This window comes from Helicobacter sp. NHP22-001 (assembly GCF_030270165.1).
GTDB classification, from domain to species: Bacteria; Campylobacterota; Campylobacteria; order Campylobacterales; family Helicobacteraceae; genus Helicobacter; species Helicobacter gastrofelis.
In genome coordinates this window covers 1-12,175 of the sequence record NZ_BSWS01000006.1, presented here as the reverse complement: position 1 = coordinate 12,175, position 12,175 = coordinate 1, and the positions used below count along the sequence as shown (strand labels likewise).

The 12,175-nt window shown below is 46.3% G+C and carries 14 protein-coding genes; 10 read left to right on the top strand and 4 right to left on the bottom strand.

Annotated features, from left to right (window positions below):
- Positions 1 to 58: 58 nt before the first annotated feature.
- The 5 genes from QSJ47_RS05480 (at position 59) to QSJ47_RS05460 (ending at position 3,953) form a co-directional block, all read left to right on the top strand.
- Positions 59 to 718 (top strand): amino acid ABC transporter permease, encoded by a 660-nt coding sequence (locus QSJ47_RS05480; RefSeq protein WP_221271399.1) that lies wholly within the window; start codon positions 59 to 61, stop codon positions 716 to 718.
- A complete protein-coding gene (locus QSJ47_RS05475; protein WP_285602687.1) occupies positions 712 to 1,392 on the top strand; it encodes an amino acid ABC transporter permease in 681 nt (226 codons plus the stop codon). Before QSJ47_RS05480 ends, QSJ47_RS05475 begins: the two co-directional genes overlap by 7 nt.
- Positions 1,393 to 2,133 (top strand): amino acid ABC transporter ATP-binding protein, encoded by a 741-nt coding sequence (locus tag QSJ47_RS05470; RefSeq protein ID WP_221271398.1) that lies wholly within the window; start codon positions 1,393 to 1,395, stop codon positions 2,131 to 2,133.
- Positions 2,134 to 2,226: 93 nt separating this feature from the next.
- A complete protein-coding gene (locus tag QSJ47_RS05465; protein ID WP_221272608.1) occupies positions 2,227 to 3,012 on the top strand; it encodes a cysteine ABC transporter substrate-binding protein in 786 nt (261 codons plus the stop codon).
- Entirely contained in the window at positions 3,009 to 3,953 is a 945-nt protein-coding gene (locus QSJ47_RS05460) for a D-2-hydroxyacid dehydrogenase (protein ID WP_221271395.1), read from the top strand. The genes QSJ47_RS05465 and QSJ47_RS05460 overlap by 4 nt, the downstream gene beginning before the upstream one ends.
- Here the strand turns inward: QSJ47_RS05460 and QSJ47_RS05455 are convergent.
- The 3 genes from QSJ47_RS05455 to QSJ47_RS05445 are packed head-to-tail and all read right to left on the bottom strand — an operon-like array spanning position 3,943 to position 7,674.
- Complete coding sequence (locus QSJ47_RS05455; RefSeq protein ID WP_285602686.1) at positions 3,943 to 5,016, bottom strand: phospholipase A; 1,074 nt, start codon at positions 5,014 to 5,016, stop codon at positions 3,943 to 3,945. The genes QSJ47_RS05460 and QSJ47_RS05455 overlap by 11 nt on opposite strands.
- Positions 5,009 to 6,343, bottom strand: a complete 1,335-nt coding sequence (locus QSJ47_RS05450) for a sodium-dependent transporter (RefSeq protein ID WP_285602685.1) — start codon at positions 6,341 to 6,343, stop codon at positions 5,009 to 5,011. The genes QSJ47_RS05455 and QSJ47_RS05450 overlap by 8 nt, the downstream gene beginning before the upstream one ends.
- 2 nt (positions 6,344 to 6,345) lie before the next feature.
- A complete protein-coding gene (locus QSJ47_RS05445; protein WP_285602684.1) occupies positions 6,346 to 7,674 on the bottom strand; it encodes a sodium-dependent transporter in 1,329 nt (442 codons plus the stop codon).
- 117 nt (positions 7,675 to 7,791) lie between these two features.
- Between QSJ47_RS05445 and QSJ47_RS05440 the strand changes: the two genes are divergently transcribed.
- Together QSJ47_RS05440 and QSJ47_RS05435 are read left to right on the top strand one after the other, a co-directional pair.
- Complete coding sequence (locus QSJ47_RS05440) at positions 7,792 to 8,166, top strand: YbgC/FadM family acyl-CoA thioesterase (RefSeq protein WP_285602683.1); 375 nt, start codon at positions 7,792 to 7,794, stop codon at positions 8,164 to 8,166.
- Positions 8,156 to 8,407 (top strand): HP0495 family protein, encoded by a 252-nt coding sequence (locus tag QSJ47_RS05435; protein WP_285602682.1) that lies wholly within the window; start codon positions 8,156 to 8,158, stop codon positions 8,405 to 8,407. Before QSJ47_RS05440 ends, QSJ47_RS05435 begins: the two co-directional genes overlap by 11 nt.
- Here the strand turns inward: QSJ47_RS05435 and QSJ47_RS05430 are convergent.
- Positions 8,373 to 10,079, bottom strand: coding sequence for a disulfide bond formation protein B (locus QSJ47_RS05430; protein ID WP_285602681.1), 1,707 nt, complete (start codon positions 10,077 to 10,079; stop codon positions 8,373 to 8,375). The two genes, QSJ47_RS05435 and QSJ47_RS05430, sit on opposite strands and share 35 nt — an antisense overlap.
- A 140-nt stretch (positions 10,080 to 10,219) precedes the next feature.
- Here QSJ47_RS05430 and QSJ47_RS05425 point away from each other — a divergent pair, with 140 nt between their 5' ends.
- Genes QSJ47_RS05425 through QSJ47_RS05415 form a run of 3 tightly spaced genes read left to right on the top strand, consistent with a single transcriptional unit; the run spans position 10,220 to position 12,034 of the window.
- Positions 10,220 to 10,771 (top strand): DUF507 family protein, encoded by a 552-nt coding sequence (locus QSJ47_RS05425; protein ID WP_221271382.1) that lies wholly within the window; start codon positions 10,220 to 10,222, stop codon positions 10,769 to 10,771.
- A complete protein-coding gene (gene carA / locus QSJ47_RS05420) occupies positions 10,768 to 11,886 on the top strand; it encodes a glutamine-hydrolyzing carbamoyl-phosphate synthase small subunit (RefSeq protein WP_285602680.1) in 1,119 nt (372 codons plus the stop codon). Before QSJ47_RS05425 ends, carA begins: the two co-directional genes overlap by 4 nt.
- Positions 11,879 to 12,034 carry a hypothetical protein gene (locus QSJ47_RS05415; protein ID WP_221271377.1) on the top strand — a complete coding sequence of 52 codons (156 nt, stop codon included), beginning with the start codon at positions 11,879 to 11,881 and terminating at the stop codon, positions 12,032 to 12,034. The genes carA and QSJ47_RS05415 overlap by 8 nt, the downstream gene beginning before the upstream one ends.
- Positions 12,035 to 12,175 lie beyond the last annotated feature (141 nt).

The window sequence follows — 12,175 nt, the reverse complement described above, 5'->3', positions numbered from 1 at the left end:
GCTTATTTCTCTAAGATAGGGGCTTTTAGCAGACTTTAAGTTTGCGAAAGGTTAGGCTTTGGATTTAGATTGGCAGTTTGTCCGCCACGCTCTGCCCCTGTTTGGGCGTGGTCTTGCTCTCACTTTAGAGATTTCCTTTTTTGGCGTTTTGGGGGCAACTCTTTTAGGCTTTTTGGTGGCTTTATGCTTGTTTTTTAAGCCCAAAGTCTTAAAAAGCCTTGCTAGGGGCTATAGCGAATTAGCTAGAAACACCCCCCTACTCATCCAGCTTTTCTTTTTGTATTACGGCTTGCACGAGGTGGGGCTGTCTTTAAGTGCCCTGTCTTGTGCGGTGCTTGGCGTGGTGTTTTTAGGGGGGGCGTATATGGCTGAGAGTTTTTTGCTGGGCTTGAAAGCTTTAAGCAAGGTGCAGTTTGAAAGTGCTTTAAGTTTGGGGCTCTCTAGGTGGCAGAGTTTGTATTATGTCTTATTGCCCCAAAGTTTGGCGATTTCTCTGCCTTCTTTGGGGGCGAATGTGATTTTCTTACTCAAAGAAACTTCTGTGGTAAGCGCGATTGCCCTAGCGGATTTAATGTTTGTGGCAAAGGACTTGATTGGCATTTACTACAAGACGAATGAGGCGTTGGTTTTATTGGTGCTTGCTTACTTGGTCGTGCTCTTGCCCTTAAGCCTACTTTTCACCCGTCTAGAAAAACACTACAAGGGCAGGGCATGCTAGAAGTCTTACAACTTTTTAACGCCGACAATCTAGGGCGTTTGGCGGAGGGGCTAGGCACGACTTTAGCCCTAGCCTTGATTTCTATTTTCTTTTCACTCGTGGGGGGGCTCTCTTTGGGCGTATTGATGGCATTTGGGGGGCGGTGGGTTAAATTAGCGTGTCGGGTGTATTTGGAGGCGGTGCGGATTGTCCCTTTATTGGTGTGGCTGTTTATCGTGTATTTTGGGCTCGCTTCGCTCTTTAATTTGCACTTTGGGGCGTTTATGGCGGGGGTGGTCGTCTTTAGTCTGTGGGGGGTGGCGGAGATGATGGACTTAACAAGGGGGGCTTTAACTTCCATTGCCAAACACCAAAGCCAAAGTGCCACTGCTTTAGGGCTAAAACCCTTGCAAATCACTTTATATATTTTATTCCCCCAAGCCTTTTTAGCCTTGTTGCCTTCAAGCGTAAATCTCTTCACCCGCATGGTTAAAACCACAGCTTTAATCTCTCTCATCGGGGCGATCGATTTGCTCAAAGTCGGGCAACAAATCATAGAGGTCAATTTAATCCACATGCCCCATGCGAGCTTTTATGTCTATGGGCTGATTTTTATCCTTTACTTTGCACTGTGCTACCCCCTATCCTACCTCAGCCAACACTTAGAGAAAAAATACCAACACAATAGAGGCTAAATGGCAATCTTGCAAACCATCGGTTTAAAAAAACGCTACGGCGATCACGAAGTTTTAAAGGGCATTGATTTTAGCCTAGAGAAAGGGGAGGCGGTGGTGATTTTGGGCCCTAGTGGCTGTGGCAAAAGCTCGTTTTTAAGGTGCTTGAATGGGCTAGAGGAAATACAAGGCGGGCAAATCCTCTTTAATGGGGAACAAATCGCCCACAGCAAGGATTGGGGCAAGGTGCGTCAAAAAATCGGCATGGTCTTTCAAAATTACGAGCTCTTCCCCCATTTAAGCGTCTTGCAAAATATCCTACTAGCCCCCATGAAAGTGCAAAAACGCCCTAAAGAGGAGGTTACACAGCAAGCCCACACCCTGTTAAAACGCGTGGGGCTGGAGCATAAAATGCAGGCGTATTCAAGAGAGCTAAGCGGAGGGCAAAAGCAAAGGGTTGCCATTGTAAGGGCTCTTTGCATGCAACCTGAAGTGATGCTATTTGATGAAGTTACCGCTAGCCTTGACCCTGAAATGGTAAAAGAGGTGTTAGAAGTGATTTTAGAGCTAGCAGAGGAGGGCATGAGCATGGTGATTGTAACACATGAGATGAAGTTTGCTAGAAAAGTGGCGCATAGAGTGGTGTTTTTTGACGAGGGTTTGGTAGTAGAGCAAGCCCCGCCCACAGAGTTTTTTGAAAACCCTAAGTCTAATCGGGCGCGTAAATTCTTAGACATTTTTCACTTTTTGGGGGGCTGTTAATTTTTTGGTGCTATGCTGTGGGCTTTTAGGGGGATTTTATTTTAAGGAGATTTTGTGCGTTTATTGAAAGTTTTTAGCCTAGCCTTTGTGGCGATGCTTGCCTTTGTGGGGTGCTCGAACCACAAGGCAAAGGCAGAGGAGGGCACGCTTGCGAGCATTAAAGAAAAGGGCATTTTACGGGTGGGCGTGTTTAGCGACAAACCCCCCTTTGGGTATATGGATAGCAAGGGGCAGTTTCAAGGCTTTGATGTCTATATCGCAAGACGCATGGCTAAGGATTTATTAGGCGATGCTAAGAAAATCCAATTTATCCCCGTAGAGGCGGCGGCTAGGGTGGAGTTTTTAAAGGCAAATAAAGTGGATGTCATCATGGCAAACTTCACCAAGACCAAAGAAAGGGCTGAGGTGGTGGATTTTGCCAAGCCTTATATGAAAGTCGCTTTGGGCGTGGTGTCTAAGGACGGGGTGATTAAAAGCATTGAGGATTTAAAGGGTAAGCCCTTGATTGTTAATAAAGGCACAACGGCGGACTTTTTCTTTTCTAAGCATTACCCTAGCATATCCTTACTCAAATACGACCAAAACACCGAAACCTTTTTGGCTCTAAAGGACAACCGCGGACCAGCCCTAGCCCACGACAACACCCTTTTGTTTGCGTGGGTGAAAAAGAACCCCGAATTTAAGGTGGGTATCCCCAGTCTAGGCGACCAAGATGTGATCGCCCCAGCGGTGAAAAAGGGGCATAAAGAACTCTTAGAATGGCTGAATAACGAGATCGACAAACTCACAAAGGAGGGCTTTATGAAAGAAGCCTACGATGCGACTTTAAAACCCATTTATGGCAATGACATTAACCCCAGCATGGTGATTTTTGAATGAAACCGCTAGCTGTGGTGTTAGAAGCCCTGTCTTTAGGGCGTAAGAATAAGTTAGACGCTTTGGCTGAATTTGTAGAAATGGTGTCCTACCCGGGCACACCGCAGGATTTGGTGCTTGAAAGGTGCAAGGATGCCGAGATTGTGGTTTTAAACAAGGTGCAGATGAGCGGGGACATTTTAAAGCAACTGCCCAAGCTCAAATGTATTTGTATCACGGCTACGGGCATGAACATGATCGATTTAGAGGTGGCTAAAGAGCTAGGCATTGTGGTAAAAAATGTGGTGGGCTACTCTACGCACAGCGTTACCATGCACACCTTCGCCCTAGCCTTTAGCCTGCTCTCGAACATGGCTTATTACGACAGATATTGCAAAAGCGGGGAGTATTGCAAGAGCGAGATTTTCACCCACTTTAACAAGGACTTAATGTCTTTAGAGAACAAAGAATGGGGGATTGTGGGGCTAGGCACAATCGGCAAGAATGTCGCCCGCATTGCCACAGGCTTTGGGGCAAAGGTGAGCTACACTTCTACCAGCGGGCGCAACAACGATCCCACCTATCCGCAAAAATCCCTAGAGGACTTGCTTAAAACAAGCGATGTGATCTCTATCCACGCCCCCCTAAACGCCCAAACGCACAATCTCATAGACAGCAAAGAGTTAAAGCTACTTAAAGACAAGGCTATTTTAATCAATGTCGGGCGGGGGGGGATCGTCAATGAAGAGGCAGTGGCAAAAGAGCTAGAAACACGTGATTTTTACTTTGCTACCGATGTGCTAGAGCAAGAGCCTATGCGTCCTCATCACCCCTTTTTAAACCCCGCTATACAAGGTAAGCTACTACTCACCCCCCACATTGCGTGGGGCTATGGCGACACGATTAAAAAGCTCATTGTGGCGACAATCGAAAATGTCAAGGACTATTTAAAGACTAGGGGTTGAGGCGAATCCCCACGCCTAAGCGGTTAGAGAAGACATCGTATTCATAAAGCCCATCTCCATAGCCATTAAAGTATTGGATGTAAAGCCCCACAAAGGAGTTGATGCGGTAGGTGTAACTTAGGCGGATCGCCCCATGCCAGCGTTTAAACTCCCAATAGCGTGTGAAAAGGTCGTAAATGCGCATTTCAAAATGGTGGCGGCCCCGGCGGTAATCCAGCCAAGCGTTGCCATAGCCCATGTAGTCTATGAGATTGGGGTTAGATTGGTTGTAGGGTATGTAGGGCCAATAGGCGACGTTGAGCTTGAGCCCGCCCTTTTGCCACACCAAGTGGAACACGGGGCGTTGCCCGGCGCTCACCGAGCGGCACCCTCCATCAAGCCCCCCCGCCTGCATAATCACTTGCTTATCCTCTTCTGTAATGTGAATGGGTGTTCCAGGAAAGGGTCCAAGGGCATTGCCGTCGCGATAGGGTTGGAAGCACTGCCTACCCCCGATGCCGTTAGAAATGTGTTGCCAGCCGATCCAAAACTCTGTAAAATTCCCTAATTTTTCTGTAAATAGGGGGATTTTGAGCGGATAAATGTAAATCAATTCGGGCATGTAATTGACCATACGCATGGGCGCACTTTGGGGGTTGTTGTAGATTTGAAACCAATTCGTTTGGGTGTAAGCGAGGTATAAAATGCCCCTAGTGTAGAGGAAGTTGCGGATCACGGGCATTTTAAAGCTGACTTGGAATTTAAACTCTATGGGCTGGTAGCGGTTGATGTCAGGGTGGTACCACTGGTAAATGGGCGTGAAGCTGTAATAAGCGGGCATGAAGTAGGTCCCGCGGTAATCGATGATTTGTAGATATTTTTTCGCCAAGTCTAAAAAGAGATTGTGTTTCTTAGGCTTTCTAGGGGCGATCTCCCAGCTGTTTTTGAGGCTGTAATACCAAGGCTTGTAAAAGTCTTGATAGGTGGTGGTGGTGATGCCCTTGTTTTTGATCTGTGTGGGGCTTAGGCGGTTATCGGCTTTGAGCGCACCAAAGAGGCTTAGTAGTAAGAGAGCCCTACGCATTTTTCTTAAATTGTAAAATTAAAATTAAGAGCACCGCCACAGGCGCCACAAAGCGCACCCCAAAGAACCAAAATGAAAAGCCCAAACGGCTCAAAAAGCGTTTACTAGACTTGTAAATGCGCTTTTTATCCATGAAATAGCCTAAAAAGATCAGAGAGAACAACCCCCCAAGGGGCATTAACACCGCTGAAGTGCTAAAATCCGCCCAATCAAAGACATTTCTACCCCAAAAGGTGAGGGCATGGCTGTAGTCCTTATGTGTAGATAAAATCACCAACAAGCCTAAAAGATAGGTAAGACCCCCTACAAGGACACAAGCCTTAGTCCGGCTGTATTTAAAATGGCTTGTGAGGTAAAGCACGGTGGGCTCTAGAAGCGAAACTGTGGAGGTGATACCCGCAAAGATCAAGGCGAGAAAGAAAAACACCGCCACAACAGAGCCAGCCAAACCCATTTGGTGAAAAACTAGGGGTAAAGAGATAAAGACGAGCCCCACACCTTGAGAGGGCGTGCCATTAAATTTAAAAATAAAAGTGAAGATCATCAGTCCGGCGATTAAAGAAATGGCAATCCCGGGCAAAACCACCCATAAAGAACTGCCCAAAAGATTTTCATTAGACTTTGTAAAAGCGGCGTAAGTGGTGATGGTGCCCACCCCCAAACTCAAAGAAAAGAACATCTGCCCTAGAGCATCCATCAAGACCTTAAGGGTGATCTTGGAAGTTTTAAAGTCAAACATGTAGTGCCACCCTTGAGAAAAACTAGACATATTCATGGCGTAAAAAAGTAAACCAATGAAGACAAGAAACAACAAGGGCATGAGCCACAGGCTAAGTTTTTCGATCCCCTCTTTAATCCCCCTAGACACAATCCACACGGTAAGCCACAGCCACACGCTAAAGCCCATGATTTGCCAAAATAAATCTACAGAACTTAAATGGCTAAATAGGACCTTAGAGGCTTCAAGCGTGGAGGGCAGCGCAAAGCTTACTTTCACCAAATAGAACAATACCCAACCCAAAACCACGGTGTAGAAAGACAAGATAATAGGACCACCTAGCAAAAAAAAGGCACTAAACCCCCAAAGCTTTTTATGCTTTGTGTTTAGGTGTTGGTAGCAAGAAACCACATCTTTGCGCCCTAAATTGCCAATGAGCATGTCCGCCAAGAGCATCGCCACGCCCAGTGTTAAAGTTAAAACCAAGTAAAGCAAAACAAACGCCCCTCCGCCATGCTCGCCCGCCATGTAGGGGAAACGCCAAATGTGCCCTAAGCCTATCGAGCTGCCTAGAGTGGCTAGGATAAAACCGAGTTTAGAAAAGCCCATCCTTACCCCTGCACGATTTTCACCACCCAAATCGCCAAAATGACTAGGGGGGCAATGAATTTTAATAAAAATAGCCAAAGGGTAAAGAGACCATCGCTCAAAAAGTGGGTGGTGATTTGGCGCAATTTATCCTTACCAATGATCCAACCCACAAAAAGCACAGACGCCAACCCACCTAGAGGCATTAAAACCGATGTGGTGAAAAAATCTGCTAAATCAAATAAGTCCCTATGGAAGATGCTTAAATAGGTCTTGTAGATTTTATTGAGAGAAAAGACAAGAATCACACCTAAAATGTAAGTGGCTAAAGTTACGAGCCAAGTCGCTTTAGGGCGGGAGTAGTTGTGATCGATGAGATACTGCACGGGGGGCTCTAAGAGGGCAATGGTGGAGGTGATCCCCGCAAAAGCCAGGGCGCATAAAAATAAAATAAAAACCACACTCCCTATCCAGCCCATTTTGTAAAAGACCACGGGCAAGGATACAAAGATGAGGCCTGCCCCTTCAGTAGGGCTATCGCCATACTCAAACACAAAAGTAAAAATCATCAAGCCCGCCACTAAGGAAATTACAATCCCGGGCACGACCACCCAAAACGCACTTTGCAAGAGGTTTTGCTTAGGATCAGTGGAAGAGGCGTAAGAGATGTTGATGCCAATGCCGATGCTCAAGGCAAAGAAAACTTGTCCTAAAGCGTTCATAAAAACCTTGTGGTTGATGTCGGCGAGGCGCACCCCAAACATGAAATTCACCGCTTGTTTGAAAGAGGGTTGCGTGCTCGCATAAATCAATAAGCCAAAAAAAATGATGAATAATAGGGGCATGAGCACAAAGTTTAACTTTTCAATCCCGTCCTTGACTCCTCTTGAAACAATCCAAGCGGTTAAAAAAAGCGTTGCACTAAGCCCCCCAATTTGCTTACCCAAAGAGTTTTCTAAGCCCAATAAAATGTGCTTAGAAGCCTGTATATCAGCAGGCAGATTAAAACTCACGCCTACAAGGTAGTAAAACACCCAGCCCAAGACAATCGCATAAAAAGACAAGATGAGCGGACCGGTAAAAAGCATCAGCCCCGCATATTTCCACTTCTTAGAGCCTGTGGGGTTTAGTTGCTCGAAAGCTGAAGCCACATCGGTTTGCGTGCTCTGTCCTATCACCATTTCGGCTACAAGCATGGTAAGCCCCACGCTGAGAGCAAGCACTAAAAATAAGAGTACAAAGCCACCCCCCCCACTTGTACCCGTCATGTAGGGGAAACGCCAAATGTGCCCTAAGCCGATTGAGCTGCCCAAAGCTGCTAGGATAAAGCCTAATTTTGAAAAGTTATTCATCGCTTCTCCAGTAGCTAATTTTTGAAAATAAAATTCAGTATGGTAGCATAACAAGGATTAAGGTTTACTATAGCTTTACAAATGCATGGCTCTATGCAGGCTTTGAAAGGGGAGTTTATGCAATTTCGGGTTTACTATGAGGACACAGACAGCACGGGGTTAGTTTACCACGCCAATTATTTAAAATTTTGCGAGCGGGCGAGGAGTGAAGTGTTTTTTAAAGTGGGAGTAGTTCCGCAAAGCACACAAGGTGGCTTCGTGATTAAAAGCCTACAAGCCGAGTTCATCACCCCAGCTCTTTTGGGTGATTGTTTGCAAGTGAGCACCCAAATTTTAGAGCTCAAAAGAGTGAGTTTAAGCTTGCAACAAGAAATTTTACGGCAAGAGCAGAGACTCTTTCGCATGCGCATTAAACTTGCCTTCATTGACCTAGCCACAAAAAAACCCACCTCCATCCCCCAAAAATTTTTGGAGATTTTACATGGATTCTAAAACCGCCATCACCTACCCCTGTTTATGGGAATACCGCCTCATCACCGACAAACCCCAAGGGCTCTTGGACGAATTGCCCGGCTTGCTCGCCCCCCTAAAATACCAAGTATGCACTAAAAACAAAAGTGCACAAGGCAAATACACGAGCCTGCAACTCTCTTTGGTTGTGAGTAGCAAACAAGAGCAACACGCCCTCTTTGAGAAACTCAGCAACCATGCGCTTGTAAAATGGGTGCTTTAAGAGTGGGTTTTTCAGCGGGGGGCAAGTCTAGCGATAAGTTAGAAATGCCTAAGGTATAAAAAATGTCATGTCTATTGCTATAACCGCTGACGATCAAGGCGTTGTTGACAAAAGTCAGCGCAGTCGGGTTTTTCACACTAGGGGGCAAGCCGTAAGCGTCTATGATTGTGGCGTTGTAGGGGTTGATGACTAAAAGGGCGTTGTAGGCTTTACTTAGGGCAAAGAGCCGTCCTTGATAAAAGGCCAACCCTGTGATGTAAAACTCTCCGAGTGTGCGCCCTTTTTTGAGGGGGTTGTTTTTCAACGGACGCACCACAGTTTCCGAACTTAAGCCCAAATCTTGATCGAGCATGCCCACTAAGATTAATTGCTTGTAGCGTTTGTTTGGCACGGTCAGCATGTAGGTATGGGTGCCATCGCTTCTAGCACTTAGGATATAGTAGGTGGAAGCGCGACTTGTGCGTAAGCGGTTGCGCCCAATCTCGTTGAAATGGTGTGCCCCTTCTAAGAAGTTGGCAAAGTTATTCTTGGCTCCGGGATTGTAGGCGACATCTACACTGCTTTTATTCGCCCCCATTAAACGGATGAGATTGCCCACCATATTCGCCCCCACGAAATGCTCCACTGTTACGGAGTAATGCTTATCTAGCACTAGGTGGGCCAAGATTCTTTGCAACTTTTTATCGACTACATATAACCCTTCTTTTTGCGTGGCAATTAGGAAGGCGTTCTTTAAAAGGGCGTTGTTGCCAGCAAAGGTTTCTGGCGAAAAAGTGTAGGGTTGGGGCTTTAAGGCGGGAGCACACCCATCGCTGTGTTTGCCAAAAATATCCGTTTCGATCGTCTGGAGTAAACTAGGCTTGGTGGGAGCTTTGGCGGTTTGGGGGGTTTCCTTGGCGGCTAAAAAGTTTAAATCGCTGATGGGGGCGTTTAATTTTAAGGGGCTGATTTGAGTTTGCAGGAGTGTTAGGTTTTTGTGGATCTCAAGGGGAGCTTTGCGGTAATCGCTCTCCCATTGATGAGAGCTGTCGGCTAAAATAGGTCCATCAACTACGCGCTTGCCTAGCCTTCGAGGAAAGCCCATATGCCCCCAATTGCTTGTGCTCCAAATATTTTCCGCCATGCGCCATGAAAAGCGGACCGGGTCGCCATGCCCTAGGTAAGGAAAAGGCCCTGTGGAGATAAGGGCTTGCAAAATGTTTGAAGCCACCAAAAAGCTAAAAATCCCAAAAGCCCAAAGGTTAGAGCGGGTGAGTTGGCGAGGACCTTGCTCTTGGAAATTGGGGGCTTTTAGCAATAGCAAGCCTAGCACCAGCAAAGCTATCCAAAACACAAGCTCCGCCCAAAACTGCGTGTGTAGTCCAAAAATCTCTAAAGCAAAGCCCTGCCCCACATCTTCTAGGGCGTGGTTGCCTAAATGGTAAAAACTTTGATAAAGCCCGCCTGCTACGATTAACACCAAAATAGCAATGTATTTAGGCTTTAAGCCATAGCGCAAGATAAACAACCCACCTAAAGCGATATAGACCATGCTTTGGCGCTCGCCCCAACATTGGATGCAAGGCGAGTCGTGATAAACGAAGCCTAAAATGAGATTAGCGATTCCCACCGGCAACGCTATAATGGCGATGATGGCAAGGGAGAAGAGGAAATAAAAGCGTTGCGCCTGCATGCAAACCCTTAAGAAGATTGAAATGCGCATTCTAGCACATGAAAACTAATCGAGTTTTAAAGTTCCACTCTCTAGTCCTTTACCCAAATTATGTTAGAATAAGTCTTAACTAAATAAAACAATTAAGAATAGGGCAAGAGATGAGATTAAAGCCTAACCATGTCCGCTATATTGTGAGTAAAATTGCCCAAGACTTAGTTCAATCTCCGCTTTTGGAGCTCAAGGGCTCTTTAGAAGTGCTCACCAAAATCACACAAGCCGTGTTGCAAGAGCATGTCAGCCAAGAAGCTGCCATCGATGATAGAGTGCGTGATTTACTTGAGGAAAACTTAGACCAGATAGAATTCATGCGCATGGATGAAAGACGACTCTTTTGGGACATTAAGAAGCAAGTTGCCCTTGAAAACGGGTTTGCTTTGGGTTGGGAGGATCGCTGTAATTTGCTCTCCCATGAGATTTTAGAAAAAATCTTAGATGAAGACCTGCTTATGTTTTCTGTATCTGAAAACAGAATCCGTAATGTGATTTTTAAGTCCATTGATACCTACGCCAAGCTCTATGAAAGCGTGGAAACAGAGGTGAGCGAAAAGATCAAGCACTATAAACGCAAACTTCCCGTTGGCAGCGATGAATACGAATTGGTCTTTGAACGCATGTATGAGGAAGAATTAAGGCGCAAAGGGTTTCTATGAGAGCCACGCTTTATTTTGAAAATGGGTTGTTCTTAGAGGCCATGAGCTTTGGGGCTAGTGGAGCTGTGGCCGGCGAGGCGGTTTTTAACACCGCCATGAGCGGGTATGAAGAAGTCATCACCGATCCAAGTTACCTTGGACAATTTATTGTTTTTAGCACCCCTGAAGTGGGCGTGGTGGGGGCAAACGAGCAAGATCGCGAGTCGCCAAGTAGCTTTTGTGCGGGCATTTTAGTGCGCCACACCCCAAGTATTCACTCCAACTTTAGGGCGGGGCAGTCCTTAAGTGTGTTCTTGCAACAGCACGGGGTGTTGGGCGTGAGTGGCTTAGACACGAGGGCGTTGGTGGGCATGCTAAGAGATGAGGGGGCGATGGGCGTGGTGGTTTCCACCAATGGGCTAGATAAGCAAGAATTGCAAGAGATCTTGCGCTCTTCTACTAGCATTGCCGAGCAACATTTGATCCCCCCATTTAGCCGTAAAGAAGCCCACACGCAAGGCACTTTTGACTTTGCAAGCTTGAACTACCAAAGCCCCACACTCTCAAGTGCCGTTGGGGTTTTGGATTTGGGCGTGAAGAGCAATATTTTAAACAACCTCGCCCAAGTGGGGCTAAAGCCTGTATGTTTCGCCCCCGACACAAAGGCACAAACCTTGATTGAAGCCTATAAAAAGGGTGAAATTAAGGGCGTGTTGCTCTCTAATGGTCCGGGCGATCCTTTGCGTTTAAAAAGCGTGATCCACGAAATTAGCCAGCTCATTGAAGAACAAATCCCCATGCTGGGCATTTGTCTAGGGCATCAGCTCTTAAGCATCGCACATGGCTACCCCACTTATAAGCTCAAATTCGGGCATCACGGCAGCAACCACCCCGTGCTAAACCTACAAACCGGGCGCATTGAAGTGAGCGCACAAAACCACAACTACTGCGTGCCAGAGAGTATTGCCAAAGTCGCTACAATCACACATAAAAATCTTTTCGACCACACCATTGAGGGTGTGCGCTACAAAAACGCCCCCATTATTTCCGTCCAACACCATCCTGAGGCAAGTCCCGGTCCTCACGATGGGTTGTATATCTTTAAAGAATTTGAAAGGATGGTGCACTATGGATAATTGTAACAATGTCGGAGAACTCATTGACGAAGTAGAAAACGGGTTGTCTAAAGTTGAGGCGCAATTGGATGAAATTGCCCAAGAGTTGCAGCAACTCGGTAGCCACATAGATCGACTGGGTGATTTGCTAAGGGGCAAAAGTTCCTAAATTTTCTGCAAGTCTAACCGCTATAATTTAAGCCCCCCTTAAGCTTAAAACCGCTATTATCACGTTTTGCTTCTAAGAAAGCTTGCATGGAAAAGGTGAAAGCTTTTTTCTCAAAAAAGCGGACTTAAAGCGTGTTATTTG